The 17,521-nt window shown below is 70.5% G+C and carries 17 protein-coding genes; 14 read left to right on the top strand and 3 right to left on the bottom strand.

Annotated features, from left to right (window positions below; all coding sequences use genetic code 11):
* Positions 1–20: 20 nt before the first annotated feature.
* The 14 genes from ACIP67_RS20370 to ACIP67_RS20305 all read left to right on the top strand — a co-directional run bounded on the left by ACIP67_RS20370 (position 21) and on the right by ACIP67_RS20305 (position 13,630).
* Positions 21–668 (top strand): L-threonylcarbamoyladenylate synthase, encoded by a 648-nt coding sequence (locus tag ACIP67_RS20370; protein WP_401693347.1) that lies wholly within the window; start codon positions 21–23, stop codon positions 666–668.
* On the top strand, positions 665–1,342 hold the full coding sequence (locus tag ACIP67_RS20365; RefSeq protein WP_385061667.1) for a protein-tyrosine-phosphatase: 678 nt from the start codon (positions 665–667) through the stop codon (positions 1,340–1,342). The genes ACIP67_RS20370 and ACIP67_RS20365 overlap by 4 nt, the downstream gene beginning before the upstream one ends.
* Before the next feature lie 888 nt (positions 1,343–2,230).
* Positions 2,231–3,490, top strand: a complete 1,260-nt coding sequence (gene glyA / locus ACIP67_RS20360; protein WP_401693346.1) for a serine hydroxymethyltransferase — start codon at positions 2,231–2,233, stop codon at positions 3,488–3,490.
* A gap of 127 nt (positions 3,491–3,617) precedes the next feature.
* Positions 3,618–4,961 carry an MraY family glycosyltransferase gene (locus ACIP67_RS20355; RefSeq protein ID WP_401693344.1) on the top strand — a complete coding sequence of 448 codons (1,344 nt, stop codon included), beginning with the start codon at positions 3,618–3,620 and terminating at the stop codon, positions 4,959–4,961.
* Between the two features lie 301 nt (positions 4,962–5,262).
* Positions 5,263–5,709: a hypothetical protein gene (locus ACIP67_RS20350; protein ID WP_401693343.1), complete on the top strand. Its 447-nt coding sequence runs from the start codon at positions 5,263–5,265 to the stop codon at positions 5,707–5,709.
* A 210-nt stretch (positions 5,710–5,919) separates the two neighbouring features.
* Entirely contained in the window at positions 5,920–6,759 is an 840-nt protein-coding gene (gene atpB, locus ACIP67_RS20345) for a F0F1 ATP synthase subunit A (RefSeq protein WP_401693341.1), read from the top strand.
* A gap of 75 nt (positions 6,760–6,834) precedes the next feature.
* Positions 6,835–7,056 carry an ATP synthase F0 subunit C gene (gene atpE / locus ACIP67_RS20340; RefSeq protein WP_004925497.1) on the top strand — a complete coding sequence of 74 codons (222 nt, stop codon included), beginning with the start codon at positions 6,835–6,837 and terminating at the stop codon, positions 7,054–7,056.
* A 42-nt stretch (positions 7,057–7,098) separates the two neighbouring features.
* On the top strand, positions 7,099–7,650 hold the full coding sequence (locus tag ACIP67_RS20335; protein ID WP_385061659.1) for a F0F1 ATP synthase subunit B: 552 nt from the start codon (positions 7,099–7,101) through the stop codon (positions 7,648–7,650).
* Entirely contained in the window at positions 7,647–8,462 is an 816-nt protein-coding gene (locus ACIP67_RS20330) for a F0F1 ATP synthase subunit delta (RefSeq protein ID WP_401693339.1), read from the top strand. The genes ACIP67_RS20335 and ACIP67_RS20330 overlap by 4 nt, the downstream gene beginning before the upstream one ends.
* A 134-nt stretch (positions 8,463–8,596) precedes the next feature.
* Positions 8,597–10,186, top strand: a complete 1,590-nt coding sequence (gene atpA / locus ACIP67_RS20325; protein ID WP_401693337.1) for a F0F1 ATP synthase subunit alpha — start codon at positions 8,597–8,599, stop codon at positions 10,184–10,186.
* A gap of 21 nt (positions 10,187–10,207) precedes the next feature.
* On the top strand, positions 10,208–11,125 hold the full coding sequence (locus tag ACIP67_RS20320; protein WP_401693336.1) for a F0F1 ATP synthase subunit gamma: 918 nt from the start codon (positions 10,208–10,210) through the stop codon (positions 11,123–11,125).
* A complete protein-coding gene (gene atpD, locus ACIP67_RS20315; RefSeq protein ID WP_401693334.1) occupies positions 11,125–12,561 on the top strand; it encodes a F0F1 ATP synthase subunit beta in 1,437 nt (478 codons plus the stop codon). Before ACIP67_RS20320 ends, atpD begins: the two co-directional genes overlap by 1 nt.
* 109 nt (positions 12,562–12,670) lie before the next feature.
* A complete protein-coding gene (locus ACIP67_RS20310) occupies positions 12,671–13,045 on the top strand; it encodes a F0F1 ATP synthase subunit epsilon (protein WP_401693333.1) in 375 nt (124 codons plus the stop codon).
* Positions 13,046–13,183: 138 nt separating this feature from the next.
* The gene (locus ACIP67_RS20305; RefSeq protein WP_389514229.1) at positions 13,184–13,630 is read left to right on the top strand and encodes a DUF2550 domain-containing protein; all 447 of its coding nucleotides are present in this window, start codon (positions 13,184–13,186) and stop codon (positions 13,628–13,630) included.
* Between the two features lie 14 nt (positions 13,631–13,644).
* On the opposite strand, the gene ACIP67_RS20300 is transcribed toward ACIP67_RS20305, so the two are convergent.
* From ACIP67_RS20300 to ACIP67_RS20290, 3 genes are all read right to left on the bottom strand, one after another.
* On the bottom strand, positions 13,645–15,468 hold the full coding sequence (locus tag ACIP67_RS20300; RefSeq protein ID WP_401693332.1) for a glycosyl hydrolase family 18 protein: 1,824 nt from the start codon (positions 15,466–15,468) through the stop codon (positions 13,645–13,647).
* A gap of 120 nt (positions 15,469–15,588) precedes the next feature.
* Positions 15,589–16,230, bottom strand: coding sequence for a response regulator (locus ACIP67_RS20295; RefSeq protein ID WP_401693331.1), 642 nt, complete (start codon positions 16,228–16,230; stop codon positions 15,589–15,591).
* Positions 16,227–17,405: a sensor histidine kinase gene (locus tag ACIP67_RS20290; protein ID WP_401693330.1), complete on the bottom strand. Its 1,179-nt coding sequence runs from the start codon at positions 17,403–17,405 to the stop codon at positions 16,227–16,229. The genes ACIP67_RS20295 and ACIP67_RS20290 overlap by 4 nt, the downstream gene beginning before the upstream one ends.
* Between the last annotated feature and the right edge of the window lie 116 nt (positions 17,406–17,521).

Genomic DNA, 17,521 nt, shown 5'->3' with positions numbered 1-17,521 from the left:
CACGAGGAGGCCCGCTAGACATGGCTCGGCGATACGACACCAATGACGCGACCGACCGCGTGACGGGTCTGCGCGAGGCCGCGTCCGCCGTCCGCCGCGGCGAGCTGGTGGTCCTCCCCACCGACACGGTCTACGGCATCGGCGCCGACGCGTTCTCCAAGGAGGCCGTGGGCGACCTGCTCGAGGCCAAGGGCCGGGGCCGCAACATGCCCACCCCCGTCCTGATCGGCTCCCCGAACACGCTCCACGGTCTCGTCACCGACTTCTCGGAGCTGGCCTGGGAGCTGGTCGACGCCTTCTGGCCGGGCGCGCTCACCCTCGTCGCCCGGCACCAGCCGTCCCTCCAGTGGGACCTGGGCGACACCCGGGGCACGGTGGCGGTGCGCATGCCGCTGCACCCGGTCGCCATCGAGCTGCTGACCGAGGTCGGCCCCATGGCCGTCTCCTCGGCGAACCTCACGGGCCACCCCGCGCCGGAGAACTGCGACGCCGCCCAGGGGATGCTCGGCGACTCCGTCTCCGTCTACCTCGACGGCGGTCCCACCCCCGGCAACGTCCCGTCCTCCATCGTCGACGTCAGCGGCGACGTGCCCCTGCTGCTGCGCGCGGGCGCCATCGGCGAGGACGAGCTGCGGAAGGTCGTACCCGACCTCGAGGTGGCGAATTGACAGCCCCTGACGCGGGGCGTGGCATAGGCAGCGGAGTTCGCGCTGCGGAAGAGACGACGACGTTCGGGTTCCCGCGCGACACCTTCCGCATCCTCCACGTCAGCACCGGCAACGTCTGCCGCTCGCCGATCACCGAGCGGCTGACCCGGCATTTCGTGTCGCAGCGGCTCGGGATCCTGGGCGGCGGGCTGATCGTGGAGAGCGCGGGCACCTGGGGCCACGAGGGGGCGCCCATGGAGGCCAACGCGGAGACCGTGCTGGCCGACTTCGGTGCCGACGCCTCCGGCTTCACCGGCCGCGAGCTCCTCGACGACCACGTCATCCGGGCCGACCTCGTCCTGACCGCCACCCGCGACCACCGCGCCCAGGTCATCTCCATGGGGCACTCGGCGGGGCTGCGCACCTTCACCCTGAAGGAGTTCACCCGTCTGGTCGACGCGATCGACCCCGCCACGCTGCCCCCGCTGGAGGACGGTGTGGTGATGCGCGCCCGCGCCCTGGTCCGCGCGGCGGCGGCACTGCGCGGCTGGCTGCTGGCGCCGACGGCGGAGGCGGACGAGGTGTACGACCCGTACGGGGCGCCGCTGCCGTTCTTCCGGTCGATCGGCGACGAGATACACCAGGCGCTGGACCCCGTCGTCACGGCGCTCACCGGGGTGCCGGCGCGGATGTAGCACCACCCGCCCGGCACCACCCCGCACCGGCCCCCACCGACGCCCGCCTCCGCGCGACGCCCGCCTCGCGCGGCACCGAGTCGCAGTGATGCCTGCCTCGCCCGGCACCGACTCCGAGCGGCGCCCGCCTCGCGCGGCGTCCGTCCCGTACGGCGCTCGGTCCTCCGGTCCTCCGGTCCTCCGGTCCTCCGGTCCTCCGGTCCCCTCCGGTCCTCCGGGGCCTGTCCTGCCTGTGTCCGCCCTGCGGGGGCCCGGCCCCTCCGGTGTCTGCGCCGCGGTGTGCCCGCCTCGTACGGTGCTCGGCCCCTCCGGTGCCTGTCCCGCGTGGGCCCACTCGCACGGAGCCCGGTTCCTACGGCACCCGACTGTCGGCGTCCGTCCCCCCAGGTGCCCGGTCCTCCGGCGCCCGCCCACCGGTACGGTGTCGGCGCCGCCCGGGGCCCGGTCCTGCGGCGTCCGTCCCCGCGCGGCGGGAGGTACTTCGGCGTCGGTTCCGCGCGGCGCGAGGTTCTTCGGCGTCCGTCCCGCCAGGGGCCCGGTCCGCCGGCCGCCCGCCCACCGGTACGGTGTCGGCCCCGCGCGGTGCCCGGTCCTGCGGCGTCCGTCCCGCGCGGCCCCCGGCCCGCCGGTGTCCGCCCACCGGTACGGTGTCGGCCCCGCCCGGGGCCCGGTCCTGCGGCGTCCGTCCCGCGCGGCGGGAGGTACTTCGGCGTCCGTCCCGCGCGGCCCCCCGCCCGCCGGTGTCCGCCCCCGTACCGTCGTCCCCCTTTCAGGTCGGTCCGTGCGCCACGACTTCCTTGCGATCGCCGACACCGGGCGTCCCCGGCCTCCCCGGCCTACATTGGACCTACGTCACCGTCGCCGCCCCGGAGTCCAGCGGAGTCCACCATGCCGGTCACCCATGCCCCAGAGGCCGACGTCCTGCAACGGCAGGACCCCGAGCTCGCCGGGATCCTGCTCGGGGAGCGGGAGCGGCAGGCGTCGTCGCTGCAACTGATCGCCGCCGAGAACTTCACCTCGCCGGCCGTGCTGGCGGCACTCGGCTCCCCCCTGGCCAACAAGTACGCCGAGGGCTACCCGGGGGCCCGGCACCACGGGGGCTGCGAGATCGTCGACGTGGCCGAGCGCCTTGCCGTGGAACGGGCCAGGGCGCTGTTCCACGCCGACCACGCCAATGTGCAGTCCCACTCCGGGTCGTCGGCGGTGCTGGCCGCCTACGCCGCGCTGCTGCGCCCCGGGGACACCGTCCTCGCCCTCGGGCTGCCCGACGGCGGCCACCTCACGCACGGGTCCCGCACCAACTTCTCCGGCCGCTGGTTCGACTTCGTGCCCTACGGGGTGGACGCCGAGACCGGGCTGATCGACCACGAGCAGGTGCGGACGCTGGCCCGCAGCCACCGGCCCAAGGCGATCGTGTGCGGGTCCATCTCCTACCCCCGCCACATCGACCACGCCTTCTTCCGGGAGGTCGCCGACGAGGTCGGCGCCTACCTCATCGCCGACGCCGCCCACCCGATCGGGCTCGTCGCCGGGGGAGCGGCACCCTCCCCGGTGCCGTACGCGGACGTCGTCTGCGCCACCACGCACAAGGTGCTGCGCGGGCCGCGCGGCGGGATGATCCTGTGCGGCGCGGAGCTGGCGGAGCGGGTGGACCGGGCCGTGTTCCCCTTCACCCAGGGCGGGGCGCAGATGCACACGATCGCCGCGAAGGCGGTCGCGTTCGGCGAGGCGGCAACACCGGCGTTCGCCGCGTACGCCCATCAGGTGGTCGCCAACGCGAGGGTTCTCGCGGCCGGGCTGGCGGCCGAGGGGTTCGCCGTCACCACCGGGGGGACGGACACCCACCTCGTCACCGCCGACCCGGCGCCCCTCGGCGCCGACGGACGCACCGCGCGGGGCCGGCTGGCGGCGGCCGGGATGGTGCTGGACTGCTGCGCCCTGCCGCACGGCGCGGCCGTCGGGGGCACGGCCGCCGCCCGCGGCCTGCGGCTGGGCACGGCCGCGGTGACCACGCAGGGCATGGGCGAGGAGGAGATGACCCGGATCGCGAAGCTGATGGCGGGGGTGCTGCGGGACGACGTCGAGGTGAGGGCGGTGCGTGAGGAGGTGCGGGAACTGGCCCGGGCCTTCCCGCCGTATCCCGGCTGAACCGGGGTAGCCGCGCATCCGTACAGCCATCCGTGCAACCATCGTGGCTACCCGGAAGTCCCCAACCATATGCGGCCGTCGCTAGGGTGTGGGGCTGAGATGGCCGGCGAGACCTGTGGGGAAGCCCGTGCGTGAATACCTGCTGACGCTCTGCATCACGGCCGCGGTGACGTATCTGCTGACAGGGCCGGTACGGAAATTCGCGATCGTGGCCGGGGCGATGCCGGAGATCAGGGCCCGTGACGTGCACCGGGAACCCACTCCGCGGCTCGGCGGGATCGCCATGTTCTTCGGACTGTGCACGGGCCTGCTGGTCGCCGACCACCTCACCAACCTCAACCAGGTCTTCGAGACGTCGAACGAGCCGCGCGCCCTGCTCTCCGGGGCGGCGCTGATCTGGCTGATCGGCGTCCTGGACGACAAGTTCGACATCGACGCCCTGATCAAGCTGGGCGCGCAGATGATCGCCGCCGGCGTCATGGTCATGCAGGGTCTGACGATCCTGTGGCTGCCGATCCCCGGCGTCGGCACGGTCGCGCTGACCCAGTGGCAGGGCACCCTGCTGACGGTGGCGCTGGTCGTCATCACCATCAACGCCGTCAACTTCGTCGACGGCCTGGACGGCCTGGCCGCCGGCATGGTGTGCATCGCCTCGGCGGCGTTCTTCATGTACGCCTACCGCATCTGGTACTCGTACGGCATCGAGGCCGCCGCCCCCGCGACCCTGTTCGCGGCGATCCTGATGGGCATGTGCCTGGGCTTCCTGCCGCACAACATGCACCCGGCGCGGATCTTCATGGGCGACTCCGGATCGATGCTGATCGGGCTGGTCCTGGCCGCGGGCGCGATCTCCGTCACCGGGCAGGTCGACCCGGACGTGATGAACCTGTTCTCCGGTTCGGAGCGCAACACCGTGCACCAGACGGTGCCCGTCTACATCCCGCTGCTGCTGCCGCTGACGATCATCGCGATTCCCGCCGCCGACCTGATCCTGGCCATCGTGCGCCGCGCCTGGCGCGGCCAGTCGCCGTTCGCGGCGGACCGCGGGCACCTGCACCACCGGCTGCTGGAGATCGGCCACTCGCACAGCCGCTCGGTGCTGATCATGTACTTCTGGTCGGCGCTGATCGCGTTCGGCGCGCTGACCTACTCGGTCAACTCGGCGTCCATGTGGATCGTCCTGGGCGTCGTGATCCTCAGCGCGATCGGGCTGGTGCTGCTCCTGCTGCCGCGCTTCACGCCGCGTGCCCCGCGCTGGGCCGAGGCCTTCGTGCCGCCGCGCTACCGGCGCCGCAAGGTCCTGCCCGAGACGGCGGCGGCGGTCGTGGACGAGGGCAACGGCCCGGCGGAAGAGGAGCGGGCCGAGGAGCCGGCGGAGCCGCGTACGCCGGTCGCCGTCGGCGTCTCCGGGGTCAACGGGGCGACCGCCGTGGGACCTCGTTCGCGTACCGCCTCACGCACCACAAGGTAAGAATCTGACGAGAGCATTGCCAACTCGTGGGGAAGTCACGGGGCGGCAAAGCGCCCTAATACCAGACAAGTGGGCGCTGTATCTGCACAGACGCGCACTGTCACTCTCATGTGTGACAGCAAGCACACCATCCAGGTAAAGACCTCATCAAATAGTTTGTGATACGGTTCACGAGAACCCGGGATAGAGCCGAAGGACCGTAGTGCGACGGTCCAAAGGTGTGAGGTCTTCACCCCCTCGGACCGGGACTACGCTCGTCCATGACGACACCCCTGCCCCCTTTGAAAGCGGAGTTGCCGCCATGCCGTCCAACGACGTCCGGATCCTGGCCCAGGCCGCCGTGCCCACGGCTGCCGTCGGCGCGATTGCCGCCGTCGTCAGCGGTGTGGTCGCGGGCGGCAAGGGAGCCGTGGGCGCCGTCGTCGCGACGGTGGTGGTCATCCTGTTCATGGGGCTCGGTCTCTACGTCCTGCAGCGCACTGCCAAATCGCTTCCGCACCTTTTCCAGGCCATGGGGCTGATGCTGTACGCGGCGCAGATCCTGCTGCTGTTCATCTTCCTGGCCGCGTTCAAGAACACGACGCTGTTCCACCCCCGGGCCTTCGCCGTCTCGCTCGTCGCCGGCACCCTCGTGTGGATCGCCGCGCAGACGCGGGCCCACATGAAGGCCAAGATCCTCTACGTCGAGCCCGACTCGACCGCCTCCACGAAGGGCGACCGGCCCGAGAAGTCGGGGCGCTCGTCGTGAGGGGTAGGGCCGGGATAAAGACGTCTGAGAGATCCTGCTATCGTCCGGTGCCAACTGCGGCATCGCGGGCGCGGGCATCCGAGCTGACGCCTGCTCATACGCGAGGCGAGATGCCCCCACGCCGCCCCCACATCCGTAACACCAGTCCCGTGCCGAATCGCGGCCGCATGCCGCGCCGACACAACGAGGTTGCCGTACCTATGCGCCACGATGAAGGAGCCCGCGGTGAGTGCTGACCCGACGCAGGTGCTCGCCTTCGAGACCGACTGCCACCTGTTCGACGGTTGTGGCTTCCCGGCTCCGGGCCTGCACTCGTTCCTGTTCGAGCCGCTCTGGGGCGACGCGGACGGCAACGGCCTGTACTTCAACAAGCCGATGCTGCTGGCCCTGCTCGGCTCCATCATCGTCGTGGGCTTCTTCTGGGCCGCGTTCGCCAAGCCCAAGCTCGTGCCGGGCAAGCTCCAGATGGTCGCCGAGGCGGGCTACGACTTCGTCCGCCGCGGCGTCGTCTACGAGACGATCGGCAAGAAGGAGGGCGAGAAGTACGTCCCGCTCGCCGTCTCCCTGTTCTTCTTCATCTGGATGATGAACCTCTGGTCGATCATCCCGGTCGCCGCCTTCCCGGTGACGTCGATCATCGCGTACCCGGCGATCCTGGCCCTGATCGTCTACGTCACCTGGGTCTCCCTGACGTTCAAGCGGCACGGCTTCGTCGGCGCCTTCAAGAACTTCACCGGCTACGACAAGTCGCTGGGCCCGGTGCTCCCGCTCGCCATGACCATCGAGTTCTTCTCGAACCTGCTGGTCCGCCCGTTCACGCACGCCGTGCGACTCTTCGCGAACATGTTCGCCGGCCACACGCTGCTGCTGCTGTTCACGATCGCCAGCTGGTACATGCTGAACGGCATCGGCATCGCCTACTCCGCCGTCTCGTTCGTGATGGTCATCGTGATGACGGCCTTCGAGCTCTTCATCCAGGCTGTTCAGGCGTATGTCTTCGTCCTCCTGACCTGCACCTTCATTCAGGGCGCGCTCGCCGAGCACCACTGAGCACCCCTGCTTCGAACCCCCCTAGTCGTCCGGTGGCCAACCCCCACCGGTCCGTAAAGAGAAGGAAGAATCGGCATGTCCAACCTTGCTGCTGTCACCGGTGACCTCGGTTCCGTCGGTTACGGTCTTGCGGCCATCGGCCCCGGCGTCGGCGTTGGCATCATCTTCGGCAACGGCACCCAGGCCCTCGCCCGCCAGCCCGAGGCGGCCGGTCTGATCCGCGCCAACCAGATCCTCGGCTTCGCCTTCTGTGAGGCGCTGGCCCTCATCGGTCTCGTCATGCCGTTCGTCTACTAAGACGAGCCCTGACGACCGACCCTTTCGACGAAAGGCACTGATGTGACATCCGCCCTGGTTTTCCTGGCGGCTGAGGGTGAGAAGGAGAACCCCCTCATCCCGCCGTGGCCGGAAGTTGTCATCGGCCTCATCGCTTTCGTCATCGTCTTCGGCTTCCTCGCCAAGAAGCTCCTTCCGACCATCAACAAGGTCCTGGAAGAGCGTCGCGAGGCCATCGAGGGCGGTATCGAGAAGGCCGAGGCCGCGCAGACCGAGGCCCAGAGCGTCCTCGAGCAGTACAAGGCCCAGCTCGCCGAGGCCCGGCACGAGGCCGCGCGTCTGCGCCAGGAGGCGCAGGAGCAGGGCGCCACGCTCATCGCCGAGATGCGCGCGGAAGGCCAGCGGCAGCGCGAGGACATCGTCGCCGCCGGTCACGCCCAGATCGAGGCCGACCGCAAGGCCGCTGCCTCCGCGCTGCGCCAGGACGTCGGCAAGCTGGCCACCGAGCTGGCCGGCAAGCTGGTCGGCGAGTCCCTCGAGGACCACGCCCGCCAGAGCCGCGTCATCGACCGCTTCCTCGACGAGCTCGAGGAGAAGGCCGAGGCGTCGCGATGAACGGAGCGAGCCGCGAGGCCCTGGCAGCCGCACGCGAGCGTCTCGACGCGCTGACGGACTCCACGTCCGTGGACGCGGCGCAGCTCGCCGCCGAGCTGGCGGCCGTCACCGCGCTGCTCGACCGCGAGGTGTCGCTGCGTCGGGTCCTGACCGACCCGGCGCAGGACGGCGAGGCCAAGGCCGGGCTGGCCCAGCGCCTGCTCGGCGGCCAGATCAGCGGGACCACCGCCGACCTGGTGGCCGGCCTGGTGCGCTCCCGCTGGTCGCAGTCGCGCGACTTGGTGGACGCGCTGGAGCAGCTGGCGGACACCGCCGACCTCACCGCCGCGCAGAAGGCCGGCGCGCTCGACGACGTCGAGGACGAGCTGTTCCGCTTCGGGCGGATCGTCTCCTCGAACACCGAGCTGCGCGCCGCGCTGACGAACCGGAAGGCCACCGCCTCGGCCAAGGGCGAGCTGCTGCGCAGCCTGCTCGGAGGCCGGGCCGACGCGGCCACCGAGCGTCTGGTGACGCGCCTCGTGACCGCGCCGCGAGGCCGTAGCCTGGAAGCGGGACTCGAGTCCCTCTCCAAGCTCGCCGCCGAGCGCCGCGACCGCGTCGTGGCCGTCGTCACCTCCGCGGTGCCGCTGAGCGACGGGCAGAAGCAGCGCCTCGGCGCCGCCCTGGCCAAGCTCTACGGCCGCCAGATGCACCTCAACCTCGACGTGGACCCCGAGGTCCTCGGCGGAATCCGGGTGCAGGTCGGCGACGAGGTCATCAACGGCTCCCTCGCGGACCGGATCGAGGACGCCGCCCGCCGCATGGCGAGCTAGCAGCAACGCAACAACCGCAGTACGTACGCAAGCGGCCCTGGTTGGGCCGTGCAGAGGATTCACCTCTTTCAGGGGGGAGTCCCCATCCCCCCAAAGTGAAACTTCGGGCCCAACAAGGAGAGCAGGGAACCCAGATGGCGGAGCTCACGATCCGGCCGGAGGAGATCCGGGACGCGCTGGAGAACTTCGTCCAGTCGTACAAGCCGGACGCGGCCTCGCGCGAGGAGGTCGGTACGGTCACCCTTGCCGGCGACGGCATCGCGAAGGTCGAGGGTCTGCCCTCGGCCATGGCCAACGAACTGCTGAAGTTCGAGGACGGCACCCTCGGCCTCGCCCTCAACCTCGAGGAGCGCGAGATCGGTGCCATCGTCCTCGGTGAGTTCAGCGGCATCGAGGAGGGGCAGCCGGTCACCCGCACCGGCGAGGTGCTCTCCGTGGCCGTCGGCGAGGGCTACCTCGGCCGCGTCGTCGACCCGCTCGGCAACCCGATCGACGGCCTCGGCGAGATCGAGACGTCCGGCCGCCGCGCCCTCGAGCTGCAGGCCCCCACGGTCATGCAGCGCAAGTCGGTGCACGAGCCGATGGAGACCGGCTACAAGGCCGTCGACGCGATGACCCCGATCGGCCGTGGTCAGCGTCAGCTGATCATCGGTGACCGCCAGACCGGCAAGACCGCCCTGGCCGTCGACACGATCATCAACCAGCGCGACAACTGGCGCTCGGGCGACGTGAACAAGCAGGTCCGCTGCATCTACGTCGCCATCGGCCAGAAGGGCTCGACCATCGCGTCGGTCCGCCGCTCGCTGGAGGAGAACGGCGCGCTGGAGTACACGACCATCGTCGCCGCCCCGGCCTCCGACCCGGCCGGCTTCAAGTACCTCGCCCCGTACACCGGCTCGGCCATCGGCCAGCAGTGGATGTACGAGGGCAAGCACGTCCTGATCATCTTCGACGACCTGTCGAAGCAGGCCGACGCCTACCGCGCCGTGTCGCTGCTGCTGCGCCGCCCGCCGGGCCGCGAGGCCTACCCGGGTGACGTCTTCTACCTGCACTCCCGTCTGCTGGAGCGTTGCGCCAAGCTCTCCGACGACATGGGTGCCGGCTCGATGACCGGTCTGCCGATCGTCGAGACCAAGGCCAACGACGTCTCGGCGTTCATCCCGACCAACGTCATCTCCATCACCGACGGCCAGTGCTTCCTGGAGTCGGACCTGTTCAACGCCGGTCAGCGCCCCGCGCTGAACGTGGGTATCTCCGTCTCCCGAGTCGGTGGTTCCGCGCAGCACAAGGCGATGAAGCAGGTCTCCGGCCGTCTGCGCGTCGACCTCGCCCAGTTCCGTGAGCTGGAGGCGTTCGCCGCCTTCGGTTCCGACCTGGACGCCGCGTCGAAGGCGCAGCTGGAGCGCGGTCAGCGCATGGTCGAGCTGCTGAAGCAGGCCCAGTACCAGCCGATGTCGACCGAGAACCAGGTCGTCTCGGTGTGGGCCGGCACCACCGGCAAGATGGACGACGTCCCCGTAGCCGACATCCGCCGCTTCGAGAAGGAGCTGCTGGAGTACCTGCACCGCAGCGAGCAGGGCCTCATGACCTCCATCCGTGAGGGCGGCAAGCTGTCCGACGACACGCTGACGGCCGTGGCCGACGCGATCGCCGACTTCAAGAAGCAGTTCGAGACCTCGGACGGCAAGCTGCTCGGCGAGGACGCCGCGTCCGTCGCCAAGTGACGTAAGGAAGGGACCTGACTCATGGGAGCCCAGCTCCGGGTCTACAAGCGTCGCATCCGATCCGTCACCGCGACCAAGAAGATCACCAAGGCGATGGAGATGATCGCCGCCTCGCGCGTCGTCAAGGCGCAGCGCAAGGTGGCGGCCTCCACGCCCTACGCGACCGAGCTCACCCGCGCGGTCACGGCGGTCGGAACCGGCTCGAACACGAAGCACCCGCTGACCACGCAGGCCGAGAAGGTCACGCGGTCCGCGGTGCTGCTCCTGACGAGCGACCGTGGTCTCGCCGGCGCCTTCAACTCCAACGCCATCAAGGCCGCGGAGCAGCTGACGTCGGGCCTCGAGGCCGAGGGCAAGCAGGTCGACACCTACATCGTCGGCCGGCGCGGTCTCGCCCACTACAACTTCCGTGAGCGCAAGGTCGCGGAGTCGTGGACGGGCTTCACCGACGAGCCGACCTACGCGGACGCCAAGAAGGTCGCGGCCCCCCTGATCGAGGCCATCGAGAAGGAGACGGCCGACGGCGGCGTGGACGAGATCCACATCGTCTTCACCGAGTTCGTCTCGATGATGACGCAGACGGCGCTCGGCGACCGTCTGCTGCCGCTCAGCCTCGAAGCGGTGGCCGAGGAGTCGACGGCGAAGGACGAGCTCCTTCCGCTGTACGACTTCGAGCCCTCGGCGGAGGACGTCCTCGACGCCCTGCTGCCGCGCTACGTGGAGAGCCGCGTCTACAACGCACTGCTCCAGTCGGCCGCCTCCAAGCACGCCGCCACGCGGCGCGCGATGAAGTCGGCCACCGACAACGCCGGAGAGCTCATCGAGACGCTCTCCCGGCTTGCCAACGCGGCCCGCCAGGCCGAAATCACCCAGGAAATCAGCGAGATCGTCGGTGGCGCGAGCGCCCTGGCCGACGCGACCGCGGGGAGTGACCGCTAATGACCACCACTGTTGAGACCGCGACGGCCACGGGCCGCGTCGCCCGGGTCATCGGCCCGGTCGTCGACGTGGAGTTCCCCGTCGACGCGATGCCGGACATCTACAACGCCCTCCACGTCGAGGTCGCCGACCCGGCGAACGCCGGCGAGAAGAAGATCCTGACCCTGGAGGTCGCCCAGCACCTGGGTGACGGCCTGGTCCGCACCATCTCCATGCAGCCCACCGACGGTCTGGTCCGCCAGGCCTCCGTCACCGACACCGGCACGGGCATCAGCGTCCCGGTCGGCGACTTCACCAAGGGCAAGGTGTTCAACACCCTCGGCGAGGTGCTGAACGTCGACGAGTCCTACGACGGCGAGCGCTGGTCCATCCACCGCAAGGCCCCGAACTTCGACGAGCTCGAGTCGAAGACCGAGATGTTCGAGACCGGCGTCAAGGTCATCGACCTTCTCACCCCGTACGTCAAGGGTGGAAAGATCGGTCTGTTCGGTGGTGCCGGCGTCGGCAAGACGGTGCTCATCCAGGAGATGATCTACCGCGTCGCCAACAACCACGACGGTGTCTCCGTGTTCGCCGGTGTCGGTGAGCGCACCCGTGAGGGCAACGACCTCATCGAGGAGATGTCGGACTCGGGCGTCATCGACAAGACCGCGCTGGTCTTCGGTCAGATGGACGAGCCCCCGGGCACCCGTCTGCGCGTCGCGCTGGCCGGCCTGACCATGGCCGAGTACTTCCGTGACGTCCAGAAGCAGGACGTGCTGTTCTTCATCGACAACATCTTCCGCTTCACGCAGGCCGGTTCCGAGGTGTCGACCCTGCTCGGCCGTATGCCCTCCGCGGTGGGCTACCAGCCGAACCTGGCCGACGAGATGGGTCTCCTCCAGGAGCGCATCACCTCGACCCGTGGTCACTCGATCACCTCGATGCAGGCGATCTACGTCCCCGCGGACGACCTGACCGACCCGGCCCCGGCCACCACGTTCGCCCACCTCGACGCGACGACGGTTCTCTCCCGTCCGATCTCCGAGAAGGGCATCTACCCGGCCGTGGACCCGCTGGACTCCACGTCCCGCATCCTGGACCCGCGCTACATCGCGCAGGAGCACTACGACGCCGCCATGCGCGTCAAGACGATCCTGCAGAAGTACAAGGACCTCCAGGACATCATCGCGATCCTCGGTATCGACGAGCTCGGCGAGGAGGACAAGCTCGTCGTCCACCGTGCCCGTCGCGTGGAGCGCTTCCTGTCCCAGAACACCCACGTCGCCAAGCAGTTCACCGGCGTGGACGGTTCGGACGTGCCGCTGGACGAGTCGATCGCCGCGTTCAACGCGATCTGCGACGGCGAGTACGACCACTTCCCGGAGCAGGCGTTCTTCATGTGCGGTGGTCTTGAGGACCTCAAGAACAACGCCAAGGAGCTGGGCGTCTCCTGAGCCCCGTGCTCGGTGGAGGGGGCGGGCGCGTCCCGCCCCCTCTCTCACGCCCACTAGACTTGTAACCAACACCCGGCAGACCCGCCGGGTGGTGACCCGAGGAGCCACCTTGGCTGCTGAGCTGCACGTCGCGCTGGTCGCGGCCGACCGAGAGGTCTGGTCCGGCGAGGCCACCCTGGTCGTCGCGCGCACCACGTCCGGCGACATCGGCGTCATGCCCGGTCACCAGCCGCTGCTCGGTGTGCTGGAGTCGGGCCCGGTGACCATCCGTACGAGTGATGGTGGAACGGTCGTCGCCGCGGTGCACGGCGGTTTCATCTCGTTCGCGGACAACAAGCTGTCGCTGCTGGCCGAGATCGCCGAGCTGTCGGACGAGATCGACGTCCAGCGCGCGGAGCGGGAGCTCGAGCGTGCGAAGGCGGCGGGCGATGCCACCGCCGAGCGGCGCGCGGACGTACGACTGCGCGCGGCGGCGGCGAGCTGACCCAGCCCGCCGTGTGATGTCACTCAGCCGCGGCCGGCACCGGAGCGATCCGGAGCCGGCCGCGGCTGAGGCAGATCTGGATGTTTTTTCCGTTCCGTTACCTATTTCGGTACCTAGGAGACGAGGAGGTCGGTGTCGATGGTCCTCGCTCTGACTGTGTGCGGAATCGTCGTGGCCCTGGTGGTGCTGGGCCTGTTCGTCTTCGGTCTGCGGCGCCGGCTCATCCAGCGGTCCGGCGGCACCTTCGACTGCTCCCTGCGCTGGGACGTCCCCGAGAAACCGGACACCAGCGGCAAGGGCTGGAGCTACGGCGTCGCCCGCTACAACGGCGACCGCATCGAGTGGTACCGCGTCTTCTCCTACGCCTACCGTCCCCGCCGGGTCCTGGAGCGCGCCTCGATCGAGGTGGCCGGCCGCCGTCTCCCCGAGGGTGAGGAGGAGCTGGCGCTGCTGTCCGACGCGGTGATCCTCGCCTGTACGCACCAGGGGACGCGGCTCGAACTGGCGATGAGCGAGGACGCGCTGACCGGTTTCCTCGCGTGGCTGGAGGCGGCCCCGCCGGGTCAGCGCGTCAACGTCGCTTAGGTTGCCGGGTCCGTCTACGACAGACCGCTGTTGATGGCGCTCACCAGCTCGCCGCTGGTGGTGTCGCCGCTGAACTCCCAGAAGAACGCGCCGCCCAGGCCCTGGTTCTTGGCCCAGGTCATCTTTCCGGCGATCGTCGACGGGGTGTCGTAGGACCACCACTGGGTGCCGCAGTAGGCGTACGCCGTGCCCGCGACGGTGCCGGTGGCCGGGCAGGAGTTCTTCAGGACCTTGTAGTCCTCGATGCCCGCCTCGTACGTGCCGGGTGCCGCGCCGGTCGCCGTGCCGCCGGGGGCGGACTGGGTGACGCCGGTCCAGCCGCGGCCGTAGAAGCCGATGCCGAGCAGCAGTTTGGCCGAGGGGACGCCCTTGGCCTTCAGCTTGGCGATCGCGTCGGCGGAGTCGAAGCCGGCGGTCGGGATGCCGGAGTACGACGTCAGCGGCGAGTGCGGGGCGGTCGGACCGGTGGTCGCCCAGGCGCCGAAGTAGTCGTACGTCATCACGTTGTACCAGTCGAGGTACTGGGCGGCGCCGCCGTAGTCGGCCGCGTCGATCTTGCCCCCGGACGAGCCGTCGGCCGTGATGGCGGCGGTGATCAGGTAGTTCGAGCCGAACTCGGTGCGCAGGGCGGACACCAGGTTCTTGAAGGCGGCCGGCCCGCTGGTGTCGCAGGTGAGGCCGCAGGCGTTCGGGTACTCCCAGTCGATGTCGATGCCGTCGAAGACGTCGGCCCAGCGCGGGTCCTCCACGACGGCCTTGCAGGAGGCGGCGAAGGCCGCCGGGTTGGCCGCGGCCTGCCCGAAGCCGCCCGAGTAGGTCCAGCCGCCGAACGAGTACAGCACCTTGATGTTCGGGTACTTGGCCTTCAGCTGGCGCAGCTGGTTGAAGTTGCCGCGCAGTGCCTGGTCCCAGGTGTCGGCGGTGCCGCTGACGGACTGGTCGGCGGTGTAGGCCTTGTCGTAGGCGGCGTAGGTGTCGTCGACGACGCACTGGCCGTTCTTGACGTTGCCGAACGCGTAGTTGATGTGGGTGATCTTCGACGCGGAGCCGGAGGTCACCAGGTTCTTGACGTGATAGTTGCGGCCGTAGACGCCCCACTCGGTGAAGTAGCCGAGCTTGACCTTGTCGCCGGTGGCCGGGGGCTGCGTGGTGGTGCCGGTGGTGTGCACGGCGACGGCGCCGCTGGCCGGGCCGGTCTGGTCGGCGGTGTCCCGGGCCTGGACGGTGTAGGAGTAGTCGGTCCCGGCGGTCAGGCCGCTGTCCGTGTACGAGGTGGTCGTCACGGTGGCGATCTTCGCACCGCCGCGCAGGACGTCGTAGTTCTTGATGCCCTTGTCGTCGGTGGCGGCGGTCCACGCCAGCTTCACCGAGGTGTCGGTGATGCCGGAGGCGGTGGGGGTGCCCGGCGCGGAGGGGGCCGCGTCGCCCGGGACGGAGGTGCCGTCGCAGCTGCCGCCGTTGAGCTTGCAGTTGGCGGGCGAGCCGGAGCCGGTGCCGTTGAAGCCGAAGGAGACGGACGCGCCGGGGGCGAGGGTGCCGTTCCAGGTCTTGTTCTTGGCGGTCCAGTGGGTGCCGGAGGAGGTGACGTCGGCGTCCCAGGCGGTGGTGACGGAGGTGCCGGAGGGGAAGTCCCACTCCACGGTCCAGGAGGTGAGGGTGGTGGTGCCGGTGTTCTTCACCGTCCACTTGCCCTCGAAGCCGGTGCCCCAGTCCTGGGGCTTGGAGTAGGTGGCGGTGGCGGATGTCGCGGCCTCGGCGGGGCTCGCGAGGCCGACCAGACCGGCGAAGGGGAGGAGCAGGGTCGCGAGTCCTGCCGCGGCTCGGTGTCTGAAGCGCATGGTGCGCCTCCTCGGGGGGAGTCGGGGGGCATGACTGAGCCTTCACACCCACGGTGCCGCGAGAATAGAAAGGTCTGGACCACGGGTCAATAGGTCTGGACCACCCTGCGGTGTATCGCTCTAGATCCCCAACTCCTGTGCCAGGACGGCCGCTTGCACCCGGCTGCGCAGCTCCAGCTTCGCCAGCAGACGGCTGACGTGCGTCTTCACCGTCGCCTCGGCCATGTCCAGACGCTCGGCGATCCCCGCGTTGGACAGGCCCTCGCCGAGACACGCCAGGACCTCGCGCTCACGCCGGGTCAGCGACTCCACCACCGCCGGGTCCGCCCTCGGCTGCCGGGCCGGCCGGGCCGCGAACTCGGCGATGAGGCGCCGTGTGACGGCCGGCGCGACGACGCCCTCGCCCCGCGCGACGGTCCGCACCGCCGCGATGAGGTCCCGGGCCTCGGTGTTCTTCAGCAGGAACCCGGCGGCCCCGGCGCGCAGCGCCCCGAACACATAGGCGTCGAGGTCGAAGGTGGTCAGCACGAGCACGTCCGCGAGCCCCTCCCCGACCACCGCCCGGGTCGCCGCCACCCCGTCCAGACGCGGCATCTGCACGTCCATCAGCACCAGGTCCGGCCGCAGCTCCCGGGCCAGCGCCACCGCCCGCTCCCCGTCCGCCGCCTCGCCGACCACCTCGATGTCCGGCGCGCTGCGCAGGATGAGGACCAGCCCGGCCCGGACGGCGGACTGGTCCTCGGCGACCAGGACGCGGATCATGCGAGGTCTCCTTCGGTGAGGGGGAACGCGGCGCGCACCGTCCACCGGGCGCCGTCGGGCCCGGCCGCGAAGCTGCCGCCGAGCAGCGCCGCCCGCTCCCGCATGCCGACCAGCCCGGTGCCGGAGCCGGGCGCGCGCGGGTCGTCGTCCCGACGGCCGTAGGAGCTGGTCACCCGTACGTCGAGCACCCCGTCCCGCTGCGCGAGCGCGACGGCGACCGGGCCGGGGGCGGCGTGCTTGAGCGCGTTGGTCAGCGACTCCTGGACGATGCGGTAGGCGGCGAGGCCGACGGGGGCGGGGACGCGCATGGCGGGGGCGTCGAGGGTGACGTCGAGACCGTTGGCCCGGGCGCCCGCCACGAGCGCGCCGAGACCGTCCAGGGTGGGAGCGGGCGCCGGTTCCGGGTCGCCGCCGGTGCTGTTCCGCAGGATGCCGATCAGCCGCCGCATCTCCGCCAGCCCGTCCACGCTGTTCTCCCGGATGACGCCGAGGGCCTGACGGGAGGTCTCCGGGTCGTCGAGGGAGAGCGCCGCCGTGGAGTGGATCGCGATCGCCGACAGGTGGTTGGCGACCATGTCGTGCAACTCCCGTGCCATCCGCGCCCGTTCGGCCGTCACCGCCTGGGCGCGGTCCATCTCGGCGAGCAGCGCGGTCTGTTCGGCGCGCAGCCGGGCGGCCTCGGCCGTCTCCCGGTGGTTGCGGACGATCCAGCCGGTGGCGGCCGGCATCAGCGCCACCAGACCGGTGACCACCCCGGCCAGCAGGGCCTCCGGCACCCGCCGGACCGCGACGGGCACCACGGTGGCGGCCACCGTGAGCAGCCCCGTGATCCACGGGATGCGGCGGGCGGTGGCGGGCGGGCCGTACACCACGGCCGCGTACACCAGGTCGGTGAACATCACGACCGTGACCAGGTTGCCCCGGGTGACGGTGTCCAGGGCCAGCGCGCCCACGCCCACCAGCAGCGCCGTACGCGGCCGGACACGGCGCAGCGCCTCGCAGCCGGCCGTCACCGCGAGCGGCAGCAGGACCGGCCAGCGCCCGTCGAGGAGCACGATCGGATCGTCCGCCGGACGGGTGCCCAGACCGACGCCCCACAGCAGCAGCCCGCCGAGCAGCCCGGCCAGCGCGGCGCCCACGTCGAAGCGGTGCGGTCGGGGCAGTCGTACGGCCATGTCCCCATCCAACACGGCGGCCGCGTCGCCCGCCTGATGCCCGGGGAGGGTTCCGCACTGCATCCTTCGATGTACCGCGCTTTCGTCACCGGCGACGACGACCGCGGACGTTTCGC

It is taken from the genome of Streptomyces sp. NPDC088812, from assembly GCF_044750285.1.
Lineage (GTDB): Bacteria > Actinomycetota > Actinomycetes > Streptomycetales > Streptomycetaceae > Streptomyces.
The sequence above is the reverse complement of the archived record's forward strand: the minus strand, read 5'-3'. Positions and strand labels throughout refer to the sequence as shown.

Excerpts from the sequence above, each read along its gene's own strand:
- atpA (WP_401693337.1), top strand. The coding sequence starts at position 8,597 with ATGGCGGAGCTCACGATCCGGCCGGAGGAGATCCGGGACGCGCTGGAG.
- ACIP67_RS20305 (WP_389514229.1), top strand. The coding sequence starts at position 13,184 with ATGGTCCTCGCTCTGACTGTGTGCGGAATCGTCGTGGCCCTGGTGGTG.
- ACIP67_RS20330 (WP_401693339.1), top strand. The coding sequence starts at position 7,647 with ATGAACGGAGCGAGCCGCGAGGCCCTGGCAGCCGCACGCGAGCGTCTC.
- glyA (WP_401693346.1), top strand. The coding sequence starts at position 2,231 with ATGCCGGTCACCCATGCCCCAGAGGCCGACGTCCTGCAACGGCAGGAC.
- ACIP67_RS20320 (WP_401693336.1), top strand. The coding sequence starts at position 10,208 with ATGGGAGCCCAGCTCCGGGTCTACAAGCGTCGCATCCGATCCGTCACC.
- ACIP67_RS20370 (WP_401693347.1), top strand. The coding sequence starts at position 21 with ATGGCTCGGCGATACGACACCAATGACGCGACCGACCGCGTGACGGGT.
- atpB (WP_401693341.1), top strand. The coding sequence starts at position 5,920 with ATGAAGGAGCCCGCGGTGAGTGCTGACCCGACGCAGGTGCTCGCCTTC.
- ACIP67_RS20295 (WP_401693331.1), bottom strand. The coding sequence starts at position 16,230 with ATGATCCGCGTCCTGGTCGCCGAGGACCAGTCCGCCGTCCGGGCCGGG.
- ACIP67_RS20300 (WP_401693332.1), bottom strand. The coding sequence starts at position 15,468 with ATGCGCTTCAGACACCGAGCCGCGGCAGGACTCGCGACCCTGCTCCTC.
- ACIP67_RS20350 (WP_401693343.1), top strand. The coding sequence starts at position 5,263 with ATGCCGTCCAACGACGTCCGGATCCTGGCCCAGGCCGCCGTGCCCACG.
- ACIP67_RS20290 (WP_401693330.1), bottom strand. The coding sequence starts at position 17,405 with ATGGCCGTACGACTGCCCCGACCGCACCGCTTCGACGTGGGCGCCGCG.
- atpD (WP_401693334.1), top strand. The coding sequence starts at position 11,125 with ATGACCACCACTGTTGAGACCGCGACGGCCACGGGCCGCGTCGCCCGG.
- atpE (WP_004925497.1), top strand. The coding sequence starts at position 6,835 with ATGTCCAACCTTGCTGCTGTCACCGGTGACCTCGGTTCCGTCGGTTAC.